The 17,935-nt window shown below is 38.2% G+C and carries 24 protein-coding genes; 19 read left to right on the top strand and 5 right to left on the bottom strand.

Going from position 1 to position 17,935, the window contains the following annotated elements; all coding sequences use genetic code 11:
* Positions 1-28: 28 nt before the first annotated feature.
* Together PGH26_RS10115 and PGH26_RS10110 are read right to left on the bottom strand one after the other, a co-directional pair.
* The gene (locus PGH26_RS10115) at positions 29-361 is read right to left on the bottom strand and encodes an ArsR/SmtB family transcription factor (RefSeq protein ID WP_323693511.1); all 333 of its coding nucleotides are present in this window, start codon (positions 359-361) and stop codon (positions 29-31) included.
* 141 nt (positions 362-502) lie between these two features.
* Complete coding sequence (locus PGH26_RS10110) at positions 503-1,162, bottom strand: GntR family transcriptional regulator (protein WP_323690962.1); 660 nt, start codon at positions 1,160-1,162, stop codon at positions 503-505.
* Between the two features lie 198 nt (positions 1,163-1,360).
* On the opposite strand from PGH26_RS10110, the gene PGH26_RS10105 reads away from it, so the two are divergent.
* From PGH26_RS10105 to PGH26_RS10020, 18 genes are all read left to right on the top strand, one after another.
* On the top strand, positions 1,361-1,933 hold the full coding sequence (locus tag PGH26_RS10105; protein ID WP_323690960.1) for a 3D domain-containing protein: 573 nt from the start codon (positions 1,361-1,363) through the stop codon (positions 1,931-1,933).
* Positions 1,934-2,018: 85 nt separating this feature from the next.
* Positions 2,019-2,735: an SDR family NAD(P)-dependent oxidoreductase gene (locus PGH26_RS10100; RefSeq protein WP_323690959.1), complete on the top strand. Its 717-nt coding sequence runs from the start codon at positions 2,019-2,021 to the stop codon at positions 2,733-2,735.
* 1,471 nt (positions 2,736-4,206) lie between these two features.
* A complete protein-coding gene (locus PGH26_RS10095; protein ID WP_323690958.1) occupies positions 4,207-4,422 on the top strand; it encodes a DUF3953 domain-containing protein in 216 nt (71 codons plus the stop codon).
* Between the two features lie 80 nt (positions 4,423-4,502).
* Positions 4,503-4,904, top strand: coding sequence for a hypothetical protein (locus tag PGH26_RS10090; protein WP_323690957.1), 402 nt, complete (start codon positions 4,503-4,505; stop codon positions 4,902-4,904).
* 102 nt (positions 4,905-5,006) lie between these two features.
* On the top strand, positions 5,007-5,300 hold the full coding sequence (locus PGH26_RS10085) for a hypothetical protein (RefSeq protein ID WP_323690956.1): 294 nt from the start codon (positions 5,007-5,009) through the stop codon (positions 5,298-5,300).
* A 151-nt stretch (positions 5,301-5,451) separates the two neighbouring features.
* Positions 5,452-5,673 (top strand): hypothetical protein, encoded by a 222-nt coding sequence (locus tag PGH26_RS10080; protein ID WP_323690955.1) that lies wholly within the window; start codon positions 5,452-5,454, stop codon positions 5,671-5,673.
* A 168-nt stretch (positions 5,674-5,841) separates the two neighbouring features.
* Positions 5,842-6,309, top strand: a complete 468-nt coding sequence (locus tag PGH26_RS10075) for an NUDIX hydrolase (protein WP_323690953.1) — start codon at positions 5,842-5,844, stop codon at positions 6,307-6,309.
* A 136-nt stretch (positions 6,310-6,445) separates the two neighbouring features.
* Positions 6,446-6,796, top strand: coding sequence for a hypothetical protein (locus PGH26_RS10070; protein WP_323690952.1), 351 nt, complete (start codon positions 6,446-6,448; stop codon positions 6,794-6,796).
* A gap of 109 nt (positions 6,797-6,905) precedes the next feature.
* Positions 6,906-7,214, top strand: a complete 309-nt coding sequence (locus PGH26_RS10065; RefSeq protein WP_323690951.1) for a DUF4240 domain-containing protein — start codon at positions 6,906-6,908, stop codon at positions 7,212-7,214.
* 106 nt (positions 7,215-7,320) lie between these two features.
* On the top strand, positions 7,321-7,851 hold the full coding sequence (locus tag PGH26_RS10060; protein WP_323690950.1) for a DUF6431 domain-containing protein: 531 nt from the start codon (positions 7,321-7,323) through the stop codon (positions 7,849-7,851).
* Between the two features lie 134 nt (positions 7,852-7,985).
* Positions 7,986-9,248, top strand: a complete 1,263-nt coding sequence (locus tag PGH26_RS10055; protein WP_323690949.1) for a DDE-type integrase/transposase/recombinase — start codon at positions 7,986-7,988, stop codon at positions 9,246-9,248.
* Positions 9,241-10,044, top strand: coding sequence for an ExeA family protein (locus PGH26_RS10050; protein WP_323690948.1), 804 nt, complete (start codon positions 9,241-9,243; stop codon positions 10,042-10,044). The genes PGH26_RS10055 and PGH26_RS10050 overlap by 8 nt, the downstream gene beginning before the upstream one ends.
* Entirely contained in the window at positions 10,041-10,298 is a 258-nt protein-coding gene (locus PGH26_RS10045; protein ID WP_323690947.1) for a DUF5348 domain-containing protein, read from the top strand. Before PGH26_RS10050 ends, PGH26_RS10045 begins: the two co-directional genes overlap by 4 nt.
* 183 nt (positions 10,299-10,481) lie before the next feature.
* The gene (locus PGH26_RS10040) at positions 10,482-10,706 is read left to right on the top strand and encodes a molybdate metabolism regulator (protein WP_323690946.1); all 225 of its coding nucleotides are present in this window, start codon (positions 10,482-10,484) and stop codon (positions 10,704-10,706) included.
* Between the two features lie 41 nt (positions 10,707-10,747).
* Entirely contained in the window at positions 10,748-11,149 is a 402-nt protein-coding gene (locus PGH26_RS10035; RefSeq protein WP_323690944.1) for a hypothetical protein, read from the top strand.
* A 738-nt stretch (positions 11,150-11,887) separates the two neighbouring features.
* The gene (locus PGH26_RS10030; RefSeq protein ID WP_125102440.1) at positions 11,888-12,340 is read left to right on the top strand and encodes a hypothetical protein; all 453 of its coding nucleotides are present in this window, start codon (positions 11,888-11,890) and stop codon (positions 12,338-12,340) included.
* A 371-nt stretch (positions 12,341-12,711) separates the two neighbouring features.
* Positions 12,712-12,930 (top strand): TIGR04104 family putative zinc finger protein, encoded by a 219-nt coding sequence (locus tag PGH26_RS10025; RefSeq protein WP_323690943.1) that lies wholly within the window; start codon positions 12,712-12,714, stop codon positions 12,928-12,930.
* 370 nt (positions 12,931-13,300) lie between these two features.
* Complete coding sequence (locus PGH26_RS10020) at positions 13,301-14,089, top strand: hypothetical protein (protein WP_323690942.1); 789 nt, start codon at positions 13,301-13,303, stop codon at positions 14,087-14,089.
* A gap of 480 nt (positions 14,090-14,569) precedes the next feature.
* Here PGH26_RS10020 and PGH26_RS10015 read toward each other — a convergent pair whose 3' ends face one another.
* The gene (locus PGH26_RS10015; protein ID WP_323690941.1) at positions 14,570-14,998 is read right to left on the bottom strand and encodes a HEAT repeat domain-containing protein; all 429 of its coding nucleotides are present in this window, start codon (positions 14,996-14,998) and stop codon (positions 14,570-14,572) included.
* A gap of 372 nt (positions 14,999-15,370) precedes the next feature.
* Between PGH26_RS10015 and PGH26_RS10010 the strand changes: the two genes are divergently transcribed.
* Positions 15,371-15,529 carry a hypothetical protein gene (locus PGH26_RS10010; protein WP_039043911.1) on the top strand — a complete coding sequence of 53 codons (159 nt, stop codon included), beginning with the start codon at positions 15,371-15,373 and terminating at the stop codon, positions 15,527-15,529.
* A gap of 726 nt (positions 15,530-16,255) precedes the next feature.
* Here the strand turns inward: PGH26_RS10010 and mnmM are convergent.
* Together mnmM and mnmL are read right to left on the bottom strand one after the other, a co-directional pair.
* Positions 16,256-16,819, bottom strand: a complete 564-nt coding sequence (gene mnmM / locus PGH26_RS10005; RefSeq protein ID WP_323690940.1) for a tRNA 5-(aminomethyl)-2-thiouridylate-methyltransferase MnmM — start codon at positions 16,817-16,819, stop codon at positions 16,256-16,258.
* Positions 16,820-16,836: 17 nt separating this feature from the next.
* Positions 16,837-17,796: a tRNA modification radical SAM protein MnmL/YtqA gene (gene mnmL / locus PGH26_RS10000; protein WP_025786128.1), complete on the bottom strand. Its 960-nt coding sequence runs from the start codon at positions 17,794-17,796 to the stop codon at positions 16,837-16,839.
* Positions 17,797-17,935: the final 139 nt, after the last annotated feature.

The raw sequence follows: 17,935 nt of genomic DNA, 5'->3' as shown, positions 1-17,935 counted from the left end.
AGGTTATTTCAAATACCGATTGTCTAATTTACGGGGATGGGGGCGGGGATTGCTCATCCATTTCTTCTAGCATGGTTAGTGTATCGATCAAGTGGTTATTGAAAATTTCCCGTGCTGCATCTAAAAGTTGAACGAGAGAGGGGTCTCTCAGTGAGTAAATGACGCTTTTGCCTTTTTTGGTTCCAACAACAATATTTTTTGCCCGCAATACGCTAAGTTGCTGTGAAACTGCAGAACCTTCGCTATTCACAGAGTTTTGAATTTCACTAACACTTTTTTCACCAGCAGCGAGCACTTCCAGAATTCTAATGCGTAATGGATGGGCTAGTGCTTTGAAAAAATCCGCTTTAAATTGTTGCATTGTGGTCAATCCAAACACCTCACTCTATTCTCATATATACATATTCAAATAACTGAATATATGTGAATTAAGTATATTCTTTTTTTAGATATTCCGCAATGAACAAAAACGACTTCCTTCAGAATTGAAGGAAGTCGTTGATTATTTCTTTAAAGATTGGAATTCGTTAATTGCCCGAAGCCAGTTCCCGCGCATAATCGCGGATGCTTGGTCAGCTCGATTGTGTTTCAGCATGTCGATAATTTCTTCATGTTCATCAATGGACTTTTCTGTCAAGATGATGGAGTTATGGAAGAAAAGTCGTCTGACGTGCACTTGAAGGGAAGCTGTAATCGATATAATATACGGATTTGCAGCTGCCTCAACGATGACTTCATGAAATGCTTCATCGATTTTAAGAGCAGTGAAGTAGTCCTCACTTCGAACAGCTTCAGCAAAATCCTGATTGAGAGTACTTAACTCCTCAATCGTTTCTTTAGAAATGGAAGGCGCAGCTAACTCTGCAGCAAGCGCTTGCATAGCAGCAAGAGGCGGGAGCAAATCATTGATGGAATCTCGTTCTACTTCTGTGACTTGAGTAGCTTTCCCTGGGTACATTTTAACGAATCCCTGAACCTCTAATAGTTGAAGGGATTCACGTATAGGTGTGCGGCTGACGCCCAGTGCTTGAGCAAGCTCGCTATCGATTAATTTCTCTCCGGGCTTTAAAGTTCCGTCGATAATCCATTGTTGAAGCTGATTGAATGCGCTTTCTTTTGCAGTTTGACGTGCAGGTTTTGTATGATTTTGAGGTATTGGCATTTCGTTCACCGTCCTGATCTGACTTTCTATTTCTACTATACATTACTTTCCTGCTGGAGTGAACAACTTGAGAGTAATCTTTCCGACGACTGTAATAATCATCTTTTATTTGTAACGGGAATGGTGGTTAGCTGTAATCTTTTTGTAATATTGGGCTGTTAACCTATACACAGACTTAAAAACAAGGGAGCGGAGCTTTTGAAGAAACTAATTTTTACGTTTATCTTAGCTACGGCACTAATGGTCAGCGGTACACATGAGAGTTCAGCAGCAGCGTCTACGTACAAAGTGAAAAAAGGCGACACACTATATAAGATTTCACGGATGCATAATGTTTCTGTAAATAACCTAATGAAATGGAACGGTATTAAATCATCTGTGATTTATCCGAACCAAACATTGAAATTAGTAAGCGGCGGTTCAACCACAGCTGCAAAGAAACCTGCTAAAACGCCATCACGTTCGGACAATGATACTGTAAAGAAAGAGTTCATCGCGAATTCATCAGCGTATACAGCTTCTTGTAAAGGATGTTCAGGCATTACTAAAACAGGACTTAACTTGAAAAAGAATCCTTCATTGAAAGTAATTGCAGTAGATCCACTAGTGATTCCACTAGGTTCGAAAGTACACGTTGAAGGTTACGGATATGCAGTCGCTGGTGATATCGGCGGTGCTATCAAAGGAAATCGCATCGATGTATTCATGGCATCACATAACCAGGCAATCCAATGGGGACGTAAAAACGTACGTGTTAAAGTTCTAAACTAACTGAAAAAATGCAGCCAGCCGAATCATCGGTTGGTTTTTTTTATTCCCTAAATGGTACACTATCAATCATAAAGGAGTGGTATTTGTGGATATTTATATCGTAACTGGTGCTTCAAAAGGAATCGGGGAAGAGTTATATGAGCAAATTCAAAAATCGGGTTCGAAGGTAGTTGGAATTGCACGAAGTAATCCAAAAGGCTATGAAAACTTTGTGGAAGTCGATTTAACGAATCGTGAGGCAAGGCAGGGACTAATGGAGCGCTTGCTGACTCCCTATCTATCAAAAGCTGACTCATTCACACTCATTAATAATGCAGGCACAGTAGAACCTGTAGGGAAGGTTGGAGGGCTGCCGGCAAATGCTCTTCAGCAGGCTATTGAATTGAATTTGACAGCTCCAATTGAATTGTCCAATGATTTCATAGGTGTGTTGAATCAGTCTGAAGTTAAAAAACAAATTATTAATATCTCTTCAGGTGCTGGCCGAAATGCATATGAAGGATGGGGAATATACTGCACGACGAAAGCTGGACTTGACCGATTTTCAGAAGTTGTCCGCTTAGAGCAGCAGCGTGCAGTACATCCAGTAGGAATTGTTTCCATAGCTCCAGGGATTATCGATACGGGAATGCAGCAGACAATACGTTCAAGTGATAGTGATGGATTCCCGATGCTGGAGCAGTTTATCAATTATAAAGAAGAAGGCAAGTTAAGAAGTGCAGAAGCAACAGCGGAGCTGCTAATGGAGTGGATGGAAAAAGAGGATTTGACTGCCACTGAAGTGCTTGCGCGGCTAAGCTGAGCAGTGATCGGTCGGTGATGGATATGGAAAGAGCATTGCAAAAGCAATGCTCTTTTTGTTCGTTAATGAAGCAAAATAAAAATTTTGAATTTGTGCGTGACATGGTATAGTTGGATAAAAGCGGGACTTTCTGAAATTTCTGCAGTCGGCTTTTAAATTAGCTTTGGTGTATCTGAATCTAGTTAAATTATGATTAGTTTTGTTGAAAAGATACAATGACTGACCCCAAGAGGCTCTTAGGGTGTTCTTTGCATTATTTAACCCTGGAGAGGGGAACGTCTTTCTGGTACTTGCTGACACTTATACTGAGTTCGCACGCAAGATTACATAATGCAGTAATAGCACTGCGATACTAGGATAAAACTTTATAACGTTATGAGAAGGTGATGAAATCAGTCTGTTAGTTCCTTTATCTATATTAATGGTGACGTGGGTGATTGTATTTACAATGTTTTTATACAAACAGAGAAGAAAAGGGGAAATTAAAAAGATTACAGGCAGTCAACTTTTAATAGTGTGCTTATTTTCTATTGGATCCGTAATATTAGCAATTGGATTTCTGAGTATATGGGGTTCAGTTTTGTAAATGCTGCTGACGTTCCGACGGTCCAAATCATTATGAATACATGTCACTCTAAGAAAAATCATTTTATTGCTTAAAGTCTTAAATCGTCCAATAACGGAAAATTCAAAGTTGGGTGGAGAAAATATCATTTGGCTGATATTGCTGCTGTATGCAATTTTTATTTATTACTTCATAGTCAAGAGCGATTCAAAAACCTGTGCAAAAGTACTCTCTATATTATCAGGGCTATTATTGATTTTGATAATGACTCCGATGTGGAGCTTCAGCCTGTTTGTGACTTTAATGAATTTAAGTTTATTCACTCCATTTATTTTTGGTGCACTCGGAATTATACTAGGCTGGTTTGGAATAAAAGGCGGAGTCAGAGGGACCTTATTAGTTTCGAATGTCCTTGCCATGATTTTTTATCTTATCGTATTTCTTATGGGTACAGTGGGTTTTCAGCAACCATAACTTTGCAGATTTATTTCATTTACCAATATCCTGCTTTCGCAGGGAAAGCCGCAACCTTATTATTTAAAGAAAGAAGCGCAGTCGGTTTTTAAGATTGTGCTTTTTTTGTTATTGGGGAGTCTTATTTAGATTTTTATGAATAACCGTTACCGAATTTTATGAAATCACTGTTCCAGGGAAGGAAGGCTTCACTTATACATTGAAAAAATAGCGCCTCGAAAGTCTTTTGGGAAAGATGGCATTCAATATTCGGCGAGTACTTTTATCGACTAGAACGCATCTGTGTTGAATTTAAAATATGTTCCAAACAGTGAAACTATATTTTTTGAAATTCGTATAAGAGATGAATCTACTAAAATATGTATAGGAATGTGATTCAATGCTTCGGGTGAATGAAACTGCTGAGTATGAAGTTTGGAAAGGTGAAGAGAAATGAAAATTACTGGTCTAGCTTTATCAGCTATTGTTTTATTTTTAGGTATTTATACACTAGTCACTGATAATTATTCTGTGATGCCTTACTTCCAGCTATTTGTCGGCTTGCTGTTTTTATTCCTAGGACTCATTCAGTTCCGGGAAAATCACAAAGTACTGGGTATATTCCTGCTCGTTGCTTCTGCATTCACACTGTACGGCAGTGTTGCATAAACAGGATATTGTCAGTCAAAGAAAAAAAAGAATCTATACTGCTGAAAATTGAACCCCGCTGAAATGTAAAGGAGGATTCAATGATTAATGATTTTGAAAGAAAGCTAAGATTTACAGATTTAGAAGTCTGGGATATTCGATGTGGAGAAGATACTTATCGAATGTTTATTTCAGATGAAAATCATGCTCCTAACATAACTGATTTAAACTTACCAAGTAATCATACAGAAGTAGATTTAAGAAAGAATTTAATTATAGTTAGTGTGTATTCCAATGTCCCAGTAAAAGATGAACACATTGAATATATAGATGCGTTCATGAAACAATTAACTGACCACGTAGCCTTAGCCCACTGTGAGGTTGTTTTAAGCTTTTATACCGGATTTATAGATGTTATTTTCCATCAAGTTTTAAAAGAGAAAACTAATTTGGAATATGAAAAAATACCATTGAAGCAACTTTGGCACTTCAATCAAAAGTAAGGGGAGCAGAAATTTATTTTTAGGATAAGGCTATAAATACAGCATAGTATTGCTAATAGTCTTCACGCAACTTTGAAAAACGAGATAAAGGAGGAATGAACGATGGCGACTTGGTTAATTACAATAGGTGCATTTGCCGTTATATTGTTTGTGTTTAATATGCTCATGGGGTATCGAAAAGGCAATATTTCTTTGACGCTGGATGGCAGATATACAAATCTCACGGATCAGGCAAATGCAGTAATTAAAGAATTGGAAAAACGAGGAAGCACTGTGGAGTATAAGGGAGACGGCCAGTACGTAGTGGACGGACGTTCTTATGTCATACTAAAACGGCAGGTTTCTATGGGAGGAGCTCCACTTGAAAGGACCGTATTAGTTCCGCAAAAAAAGTGAGAATCAACGTTTTCTTCTGCAGAAAAGACTGTATAGGTTTCCTAAACAGTCTTTTTGAAATGAAAAAGTCGTTTAAATAATATGTGCGGTTACAGCATAAGAGCTGTGCTGCAATCGGCCAGATTCAGAAAATAGTAATGATTAGAAGGAGTTGAGTGAACTGGTTAAATCAGTAACTTTTTCATTTACCAATCGTACATTCGCAGGTACTGAGGCAAGAGAGAAATTTACTTTTGAAGAATTAGAGATTGATGAAAGTCTGGATGAAGAAGATTTAGGAGTTGAACTCGATCGAATTTATCAGACGTGGATCTGGGATAAGATTAATGTATCGGGAAGTATCGTTATAGACGAACCTGATACATTTCAATAACGCCTGTCTTATAAACTGGGAGGTTACGGAAGAAGGACTGTTCCCGAATCTGTGGCCATTCTGGTACAAGAACTTGCGTCCATTCTCCAATCGGCCCAAATTGAAAAAGATTGTTTTTAAAAATGTTTTGGTTTCAGGTAATGTATTTTTTATTTGAGGTGAAATTTCATGAATGATTATATTAAAACAATGAGAGAAATGGTTGGTAACAAGACATTGCTAAAAATTGGTTGCGGGGCAATTATAGTAGACCCACAAGGAAGAATTCTATTGCAGGAACGAACTGGACAAGACATTTGGGGTATTCCAGGTGGAATCATGGAAATCGGTGAAACCTTTGAAGAGACTGTAAAACGCGAGGTATCTGAGGAAACAAATCTTGAAATTACTGAATTCTCTCTGTTTGGAATATATTCAGGTGAAAACGGTTTTGCAGTTTATCCAAATGGCGACAGGGTGTATAGCATCCAAATCATATTCCTATCAAAAAAATATGAAGGAAGTCTTAAGCCATGTGCAGAAAGTAAACAATTACGTTTTTTCTCAAAAGAAGGGCTTCCGAATAATATGAATCCCCATCAATCACCGTTTATCAATGATTGGTTAAACAATGCAAATACCCCAATAGTAAAATGAGTAGTATTTAACTAATTAGTGCTTAATCTGCTTCATTTTCCTTTATCGAAGGCATTAACCGAACAGGATTGTGCTTGAATTGAGCCAGATTATCTAAGGGAGAGGGGATGATATTATAAAGAAAGTGATTATGATTATGGCATTGCTTACTTCGATTTTATCAGCTTGTTCGAACAGTATAGGTAATCCGACCGCAAACGAAATAATAAAGGAAAACGAAGATGCAGATATCTTTCAATGGAATGACGGTCTAGTTTATATAAATGCTTCCAAAATAGAAAGGACTCAAGAATTAGAACTTATAAAAGGTGAACTACTCGGCGAAATCACAAGACAAACCAGTAATAGATGGTTGTTTAAAGATGGTGCAGCTGTTCAATTACCAGTAGGGACAAAGATATATAAGACAAATGATGATGATACCTATAATTTGATTATTGAATGGGAAGAGGAAGAAATTGTTTATGAAGTATTACTTGAAGGATAGAATATTCTAATTCAACCATCAGGGGCGTTAATCGTACAAGGTTATTCAAGAAAAGGGACAGATTTAATAACATTCGATATCTAAATCAGGAAAATATGAGGTGAGTTTATTGGACAAGAAGGAATTTTGGGAATTAATAGAAGGCTCAAAGGAATTTGACCAAGACGAATGGTTAACAGAGCAACTTGCTCAAAGAGGATTAGAAGAAGTGTTAGACTTTGAATTTTTATTTCAAGAACTAATGAACGCTAGTTATCAATCTCGTTTATGGGGAGCAGCTTTTGTTCTGATGGGAGGCTGTTCTGACGATAGTTTTGACTATTTTAGAGGATGGTTGATTGGACAAGGGGAAAAAATATTTAACAAGGTAATGGAAAATCAAGAATATTTAGCAGAATATTGTAGACGCTCACTTTAAACCATCAGAAAAGACTATGCCTTTTTCAAATTCCTCCAGATTGCACACTGTACACTTCTGAGATAATATGCTAAATTTTTTGCATATTAATTCGGGAGGTTTTTTTATGATCATTTCTCATAACTTTGGAATCGGATTAAAAGAATATCAAGAACGAGGGATTTCCAACGCATTTCCTCTATTTGATCACTGTCCACATTGTCATTGTGTATCACATGGAAACATCCATCGTCACGGATTCTATTGGAGAAATGGAGTGAATGATGAACTAACCGTTAGAATTCCCATTTGTCGTATGAAATGTTTGATGTGTCAAACGAGTTTTTCCATCTTGCCTGACTTTCTTCTCCCATACTTCCAATACACGCTTTTTACGATTCTTAGCCGTATTAAACGCGTTCTTGATGGAAAGAAGAACAATACTTATCGGCAATTACTACACTTTCATTTGAAACGTTATTTGAAGAATTTAAAATGGATTCATAGCTATTTCATAGACAATGGGAGTGTTTCGGGGATTTCTTGCGATGAAAGAAAAGAAGCCAAAAAATATATGAAAAGGATCCTGGATTTTGGCGAATCCTCCTTCTTACGAAGGAGCTGGGGTCACTTATCAAAATATTTTATGGCACATTAATTCTACCACAAACCACTAGATAATTTACAGATTATTTATCCCACACACCTTTTTCATAGTCGGATAATTGGGATAAATGTAGAATAATACTCATGGATGACCGGTCGTCCTTCCAATTAAAGGAGGAAGATTCCATGAATGAAAAAACAAGAGATGAAGTGGCCTTGTTTCGTTACGGCCTCATTGCGCCATTAGTAAATCAACAAGTTGAGGCAAAGACGTATTTGAATGAGATTGAAGGAAAGATGCATATGGTTCCACATTATGGTGAACGTAAAATCGCAGCTAAAACTGTACAGGAGTGGCTACTTCACTATCGAAGAAATGGCTTTGAAGCGTTAAAACCAAAGAAGCGTGCAGATCGAGGCGTATCAAGGAGGCTCTCGTCAGATGAACAGGATCATCTACTGGACAAACGAAAAAAATCCCTCCATATGCCCATCAGCGTCTTCTACGAACAACTGATTAAGAAAGGAGAGATCAACAAAAATGAAGTTTCATACTCTACTATAAATCGATTATTGAAAAAACACAACCTTGTGGGGAAACATATTGGAGTAACGCAGGAAAGAAAACGATTTGCCCACGACAAAGTAAACGTACTATGGCAGGCAGACTTATCCCATGGACCGTACCTAACGATAAAAGAGAAAAGCGTAAAAACCTTTTTGATCGCCTATATAGACGATTGTTCAAGGTTAGTGCCCTACGGGCAGTTTTTCACATCGGAAAAGTTTGATGGATTACGTGTTGTCACAAAGGAAGCATTAATTAGACGGGGCAAGCCAACCATTATTTACGCAGATAACGGTAAGATTTATCGCTCCGAAACATTACAGTATGCCTGTGCTCAAATAGGCATCACGCTCGCACACACACAGCCCTATGATCCTCAAAGTAAAGGCAAAATAGAAAGGTTTTTCAAAACCGTCCAGACACGTTTCTATCCGCTTTTAAGAAAAGATCCTGTCCATTCTGTAGAGGAGTTAAATGAGCGCTTCTGGCGATGGCTAGAAGAAGATTATCACCGTAGAGTGCATGCTTCCCTTGAAGGACAAACCCCTCATGAGGTCTTTCAGTCTCAGCTTGATCATGTAACCTTCCTTGAGGATATCGATGTGCTAGATACAATTTTCTTGAAACGTGAGCATAGGAAAGTAAAAGCAGACAGCACAATTACGCTAAATAAGAAACTGTATGAAGTACCCAATCGCTTCATAGGGGAGTCGATTGATATACGAATCGATGATAAAGGGGTTTATATTTTTGAAGAAGATAAACGTGTGGGAGAAGCAATCCTGGTCAACGTACATGACAACGCACACGTAAAGAGAACACGTTCTCCATTCTCTGTAGCTATCCATTCAGAAGAGAATGGAGGTAAGACACATGTATAAATCATTTTACTCCTTAGCACGCACTCCATTTTCAAAGGAATTGGGATCGTCAGAAGCTTTCCAGTCTGAGGATTATCAGGGTGCTATACAAGGACTACAGTATTTACAGAAATCAAAAGGAATCGGTCTCTTGATAGGCGATCCAGGTGTTGGCAAGACATTCACCCTCAGAATGTTCACAGAATCACTGAATCCGTCCTTGTATCATGTCGTCTATTTCCCCCTGTCTACCGGAGGCGTCATGGATTTCTATCGGGGTCTCATCTACGGTCTTGGAGAAGAGCCTAAATTTAGGAAGGTGGATCTTTTTCGGCAAATCCAACAAGGTATCGAAAGAATGGCTGTCGAAAGGAAGATGACTCCTGTTTTCATCCTGGACGAGATGCATATGGCAAAGGATGCTTTTCTTCAAGATATTGCGCTCCTGTTTAACTTTCAAATGGATTCCAAGACGCCATTCATCTTAATTTTATCTGGATTACCTCACCTAAAAACGCGCTTACAATTACAGCATAATCGTCCGCTAGCGCAGCGTCTTATTATGAAATACGAAATTCATGCCCTTTCAAAGGACGAAGTCGTTACCTATATCGCTCATCACATGACATTAGCAGGAGCTAAAATGCCAATCTTTAATGAAAATGCGATAGAAGCCATTGCCTTGCGTTCACAAGGATGGCCGAGGGCCATCAACACATTAACCATTAACAGCTTATTATTTGGAGCCCAATTGAAAAAGGAAGTCATTGATGAGGAAGTTGTTCAGTTAGCCATTGAGGATGGTAGCTTATCATGAAACGAGGGATATTGGTCTATGATCACTCTATTGAAGAATGGCGCCTATGGATAGGACACACACGCTACTGGATCCAGCAGGGCTATTCATTCGAAGTCAAGATTGATCAGTATTATTTCACTGCATTTCTAGAAAAAGATAATGATTGGTTGGTAACTTTAAATGGGGACGTTGTGTTCACGCTTCATGAACACGAGATTTATAAAGTACGCGTTCAAAAAGAAGATTATATTCCAGTAGATGCCCCTTTCTAAGGGGTATTTCTTACGAATCGCTAGCTGAATTAATTTGAAAATATATATTCACATTATGAGATAATGTGAAAAACTGAGCGCATTACCCCAGATTTACTCCTGGTTTATTGTGCAAAACAGTAGCTGGAATATTGTGCCCGGTTACAAGAATATATAAATGAAAATAACCTTGATGCTGAAGGCATGCCTCAGAATGAAGAATTACTTTCAGTTGGATTAGATGCCTATACGCTAATAAAAACTGGTGATATTGAATGGGATGATGATCTCCATAATGAGGTATTAGATGCCCTTGAGAAAAAGGGACTACCAACAGAAACTGATATTGAATTTGATTGGGAAGAAGATGACTTGGAAAGTTTTTTTCCTGTTCTCTGGAGAAGATTTGGAGAAGAACCATTGGGCTAAGGGAATTAGAACTTAACTTCTTCTGCTAAGGGGGGAGTGGAGTGAAGAGGATGATTTGTCTTATGGGGGAAGTTATGAAAAAGATAATTATATCGTTTGTTTTTGTAATATTGGTTGTTGTAATTCTGGTGAATTTAGATACAGTGTACCTAAAATTACAAGAAAGCAATGTGAGTAATGAAGATTACTATGTCAGTGAGATAAATGCCGAAAGAGATAGAAAAGGACAAAATATTTTAGATATAACTGACCTTTACTTTTATACAAAATACTCCGGAAACAACATTTATTTAACACAAGTCTTTGTTGAAAATAAACTTGAAATGCTTTTTTTAACGAAAGCGTCTAAAAACGGTTTCCTTGACTGGGAATATCACACGCTCCCATTTACGACCACAGAAAACATTATTAAAGAATCTTTGGACGATTGGATCTTAAACTAATGGGTGCAATTACTGTATAAAGAATCGTGCCCATACCGCAATAGGCCATATTCTAAAAGACGGAAAAGGTGAATGTCATATTAAAGTTATTATTATTCCCAATCTTGGTATTTATACTGACATTACTTGATACTTTAAACACTTCAAATTTACTTTTGCTTACAGTGGCATTTCTTATTTTCTTCTACGCTACTGAGTTTTTATTGAAAGGTAAAAACGATATTTTCAAGGTTAGAAGTAAAAATTTGAATATAGTCATTTTTATAGTGTTTCTTATTTCAATTCTATTTTCTTTTTACTACGTATGGTTTAAATAATGATTGTGAAAATACACAATCGGGTGCAGTTGTGGTAGATAGGATGTTCTTCAAACGGGCCATTTAGAGGCGAAAGGGGAGAATGTTTTGATAAATATCTTCTTGGGATTAATAATTATCATGTCTATTATCTTTCTTTTACTCGGATTAAAGAGAAAGTCCAGATTAACTATATTTTTTGGTGCTATCGCTTTTATTGCTCCTTTACTTTATTTGGGCTTCAGAAGTTGGATAATTTTGTTGCCATTAGTTCCCGCAATATCATTTGTGATCTCAGATTTATTAATTAAAAAAAGGGATTCTGCACAAGGTAGTGGACATGGCTTTAGATAGTCCATTCCGTTAACGGGGGCATTTGTCGCATAAGTCTTTACTTCAAACGGGCCATTTTGCAACATAATTAAACTTAATGAGGTGCGCAATGAAAACGTTATTAAAAATATCTTTAGTGTTTTTATTAACATTATCTTTAACTGGTTGTCTTGGAGAAGACTACGACTTTTCTCCCCCAACCGTTTCTCTAATTAATCCAGATGATATTAACCAAGAAGTAGAATTAGAAGAAACCAATATCGAGTGGTATTCGGATGAACAATACAATAAAAAAACCGATGATATTCAAGCGTTAGCAAAAAAACAAGAACCAATGCACTTTAATTCCGGACAGAAAGTTGAATATACCCTTGAAGAGGGCCATTTCGATTCTGATGGAGTAAGTGTTTCAGTTTGGCAAAACAACAGTGAGACAAAGTTGGAAATTGAAGAAATACAATCCTTCTATTTACCAAATGAAGCCGGTGAATATGTAATTGTGTTTGATCTAGATACCAATAAAGGAAATGCTCAATATGTAGGGAACGTTGTGATTGACTAAATAATATTTCATGCCTGCTAATTCCTGCCGAATAGCATTCCGTTTCAATCTTCTTGCCATGTATTGCATTTATTCAGGAATCTACATTCGATTACGTCCATTCCCCAATCGGGTGCGATTCTTTGGTAATACACTCTTAGTTGATTGGAGTGCAAGCCGTCGACTCCGAGAGGATTAGCGTGCGCTTGAGACCCTGGACGTAGCGAAGCGAAGGAAGCGGCTCAAGCCACGCCCTCCGGAAAGCGTACGGCTGGAACGCAAATCAACGTGCTTAACATTATTCTAGATATGGGTGCTTTTCTTTAACACCACTATGTCGCAATAGGGCCAAAAATGTTAAATTGTTTAGAAACAAGATTGGGGGGGATTTTGTGACACGCTGTACAAATTGCAATTACAAATGGAGTTTGAAAGAAACTTTAAAACTCGGTTTTTCAAAAAAGGGAAAAGACTGTCCAAACTGTTGTGAAAGACAATATATATCGGCTGACTCACAACGTTGGTTTACATTAGGTTACTTAAGTCTATTATTCGTTCCCTTTCTTCTATTCAATATTAAATTGAGCAATAAAGATGAACCAATGTGGTAGTTTCGTAAATGGGTGCGTTTAAAAAATAAAATTTGATGTACTCACTCAGTTGATTGGAGTGCAAGCCGTCGACTCCGAGAGGATTAGCGTGCGCTTGAGACCCTGGACGTAGCGAAGCGAAGGAAGCGGCTCAAGCCACGCCCTCCGGAAAGCGTACGGCTGGAACGCAAATCAACGTGCTTAACATTATTCCATATATGGGTGCGATTCTCTAATAAGGATTAGCTTGTCCCAAGTTTCATTAGTTCCACATAAAAAATATATGGAAAAGAAGAATATTCTAAAATCGAGTACTTTAACGGTATTGGTTTGTGCTTCCATCCAGCCGCATTGCCAACAATAATTTTTGAGAATTCATTTAGGGGGACTTATGAACTTAAGAGGAAAGTTAAATAATCATCCATGGGTGTATATATTAAATAAACTGGCAGCACTAGGTTTATTAGTATTCATTATGTGTATGTATACCATTTTGAGTACTAGGTTTGATTTATACGAGTTTACAGAGTCTTTATCAAATATAACGTTTTGGGGATGGATTTGCGTATATGCACTAATGACTACAATGCTAATCGATTTAATTGGTTACAAATGGAAAAAGTTCACAATCAAGACGAGTATCGTATTACACTGCATTTTGGGATTTATCATATTTATTCCCTTTATGGGCGTAAACTTTTATGCAATGATTGCTGGAAGTGTCGGAGCATTATGTGCGTTTATCTACGCCTTTAGCTACTACTTTTTAGTGAAGAAAAATCGTTTAGCATGGACCTTTCTTTTAGTGATTCCCATATTGTTATATATAAGACCCATGGATTTTACTATAAAAGAAGGATGGACGGAAGAAAAGACAAAATCATCATTTTTCGCAGAGTTTACGCGTTTCAATGGGAAAAATGAAATTCCAATTGCTTTAGAAAAAGGAGATCTAGTAACAACTTATATATCCTTTAAGGAAAAAAACGGAGGGGGATATGGGTATCATATTTTAGACAATAACGGGGAGCTGGCGGGAATGACAGAATTAGACGAGCCGTACGAAGACTATGATACAATTGCATTCCAGTTTAAAGCAAAAAAGTCAGGAATATATAGAGTAGTCCTCACAGGGGATAATTTGAGAGGGAAGATAGATGTAAAATGGGAAATAGATTAATGTAAAGAATAGAGCACTATTAAATAGTCGTCTTCCACATTACCTTAATTCCTATGGCCTTCAAATAAAGAGATACTTATTTAGATTTATGGACTTGCCAAAAATAAATAATCCAACTATCTGAGGAGGCATTTTTGTAACACGACGTTGTTGCAATCAAGCCAGCTTGTTGCATAGAATAATCTTATTTAAAAGGATGTGTGAGAAGGAATGAGTGCTGTTGATTTTGGAGTAGATCTCGTAATTTTTATTATTATCATTTACTTAATCTCAAAAGTCGCCGATTTTATTAAGCATACGAAAGCTAAACTAGACGAAATGGACAAAAAGATAGATGAGATTAGAGAGTACATAGAAGACAAAGATTAGAGGAATACAGTTGAATAGCAGCTTTGGTGAAACGTATCGTAAGAATAGAAAAAGCCAATCCCTCCATAAGCGGAGAGATTGACTTTCCTTCAAAAATCGCAAAACCAGTGATTACAGTTTTGCCCAGCGTTCCTCTAACCAGTTCATAAATTGTTCACCCTTGTCACCTTCGTATGCATCATAGACATCTAATCGCATGCGTTTTAGTTTATCCGCAAAGTCTGCCGCTGTGTGATCCTTCGGCAGGCTCTTTTTCACGCGCAAGAGAATTTTGTCTGTATTTTTGATGATATCAAAACGTGCAGGTGATGGCTTCTCTACATTCTCGCCAAACGCTGCCAGAGCTTCATAGGCTGCTGCTTGCACCTTGTAAACAGTATCATGTTGCATACGATTTTTTAATAAATCTATCACTTTTTCGTGCTGATAAGCCGACAGTTTTTCTACTGCATCTAAACGATCTCGCCAGCTGGATGTATAATTTGCCTGTTTTTTTAATGTTTCATAGTGTTCAGGTAATGCGGTTTCAAACTGTTTCAAGTAATAGCACCTCTTTTTTAAACTAGAGGAAAAACGAATTCTTCTTCTGTTTTTCATATTATACGTGGTCTGAATGAAAATAGCGATGATTCGCTGATATGGATGTTTATGGATGGCTGAATACGTGGAGGACGTTTTTTTCTATGAATGAATTCAATGATCGTATTGCTAAATCAGAGATGAAGTAAATTTTTTACAATTGCTGTTATCTTCTTGGGAAAGTGGTAGAATGACATAAGCATCTTCATTATCGGAATGGTATCCCCTTTTAGTTCGGGGTGTCTAAAGAGTGACATCATTAGGCGCATTGCTTTAATAGCCCATTAGGGACAAATAGATTCTATGTAAAGATAAGAAAAGGAGGCGAATCAAGTGGGAAAATATCAATTAGATTACAAAGGCATGCAAGCTGTGTCCAAGTATCATGAAAAACTCAAGCCTGCCAAATTTGATAAAAAGCAGCAACTTGAAAAGATTCGTACAGCGTACTTGGAAAAAAAGCAAAAACAAACAGATAAATCGTCTGAATGAAAATATATGTACAGTATGAAAGATGGATTTCCTTCAATGTTTATTCGGGTGAAATTGATTAGCAAATTATGAAGTGCTCGCCTAAGAGCGGACAAAATTATAGAAATTTTATAGAGTTAGTAGAACGTCAAGTAGAGGACTCACTTAACTTGTATCTAAAACCTATCCATTTTAAAGCATCTCTATGAGGTGCTTTTTTGCAACCATAAGGTGTGCTTCAATGGGGGATTATTAAAGAGGAGCGGTGGAACGAAATGAGGATAATCAATAGCAAATGGTTCGAGAAAATATTTTTGACCGCGAGCTGGCTTTTATTGATTTGGCTCATTCTGGGCTTTGTCGTTATTGGGGGGGTTCTTCTCCTGTTATTCATCAGCGAAATTAAAGCCATGTAATTCCTGCATTTAGCGATTGCGGGCTATTCGTTAATTAGGAACGGCGTCCGTATTATACATAAGAACCATTGCTGGAAAACCGGGGTGATTGTCAATGGTCTTATCTTTAATTTACTTAAGCTGAAAAGCATGAGAGATTCCTATCTAGAAAGTCATTAAGCGAAGAGAAATTCCGGGCAAAATTATACAGGGTTTGGAAAACAATTTTACTGGGAAAAGCCGGTCCTCGAGTGTTTATGGGTAAGCGGCTTGTTCTTCATAGCTGAAAATGAGATTCTTATATACAAAAAAGACCATTCCCTGTTGAATGGTCTTTTTCGTGGAGTTTTAGTTACACATTACGGCTTGTTTTTTCAATGATCAGTAAAAAAGGAGGGTGATTTTGCTGGTTGACGACTTCATGCCGAACGACCTGATACTGTTTTGCATTTAATTGCTGAACAAATCCTAATACAGCATCGCGTTCTTCAGGACCGCCCGGATGACCATCGTAGACAGCGATTGTTATCATCCCTCCAGGTTTAAGCAGCTTAAGTGTTTCTTGAAGCGCTCGTACAGTAGTGTCTGGATGTGTAATCACAGCATGGTCGTTTTGGTTAGGCAAAAACCCTAAGTTGAACACCGCCGCTGTTATTCCTTCAGGGACATATTTACGAATACAGGAATGGCTGTCGAGGATTAAATCGGTACGGCTGTAAAGATCGCCAAGACGCTCTTTGGTCGCTTCAAGTGCTTGCTGCTGGATATCGAATGCATATACTTTGCCGGTTGAACCGACGGCCTGCGCCAGGAAAACCGTATCATTGCCATTGCCCATCGTGGCGTCTACCACAATGTCTCCTTCAGATATTACTTCTGTCAGCAGCCGTTTGGAGTGTGGCAAAATTCGCCGCAATCGAAAGCCGCCGCCCTTCACAGCGGAGCGACCGCTTTCTTGTAATGCTTTCCTTGCCAGCTGTCCCGGCGTTCCAGTTCACGCGTAATATCGTTCAATACATCCCATTTCGTGACACTCCACATCGGTCCGATGAGCAAGTCAATTGGACCGTCACCAGTAATGCGGTGGACAATCATTTCAGGCGGCAGCATTTCCAGCTGATCCACGACTAGATTTACATAAGTCTCCTGGTCCAGGAATTCAAGCATTCCTTTTTCATATTGCTTGACCATCGGTGTGCCTTTCAATAAATGAAGCAAGTGAATTTTAATGCCTTGTACATCCAGTTTTGCAACTTCGCTCGCTGTTTCTTTCATCATATCCAAATCTTCACCAGGCAGTCCGTTGATGATGTGTGTGCACACGTTGATGTTATGATTGCGCAACTTTTGGACGCCTTCTTTATAAAGTTCGAAGTCATGGGCGCGATTGACAAGTTTTGCAGTTTTCTCATGAACTGTTTGCAATCCGAGTTCAACCCATAAGTACGTGCGCTCATTCAGCTCTGCCAGATATTCGACAACATCGTCAGGCAGACAATCCGGACGTGTTGCGATGGACAATGCGACAACACCTTCTTGTGCGAGCGCCGCTTCAAATTTCTCTTTTAACTTCTCAAGAGGTGCATGTGTATTCGTATAGGCTTGAAAATAGGCCATATACTTGCCGCTTTTCCATTTCTTATGCATGCGGTCGCGGATTTCCGCAAATTGAACATCAATTGGATCGACACGGTCTCCGGCAAAATCGCCAGAACCGGCAGCACTGCAAAACGTGCAGCCGCCAAATGCAACCGTGCCATCCCGGTTCGGACAGTCGAATCCAGCATCAAGAGCTACTTTAAATACTTTAAAACCGAATCGGTCTTTCAAATGACGTGACCATGTATGATAGCGTGTCCCGTCAGACGGAAACGGATAGTTGTTTTCTTCCATTAAAACCACTCCTTAAAGTGATAGTGTACCATCTTTTTAAGTACAATCGTCATCTGAATAATTGAACATCATTTTTCATCTTGTCAATTAGCATAGATAGGCATAAAATCATACTGAGCTTGAAAGATAGGAGGCGAAA

The organism is Sporosarcina jeotgali, from assembly GCF_033304595.1.
GTDB lineage: Bacteria > Bacillota > Bacilli > Bacillales_A > Planococcaceae > Sporosarcina > Sporosarcina jeotgali.
Note: the sequence above shows the minus strand (reverse complement) of the source record. Positions and strands in the feature narration are given on the sequence as shown.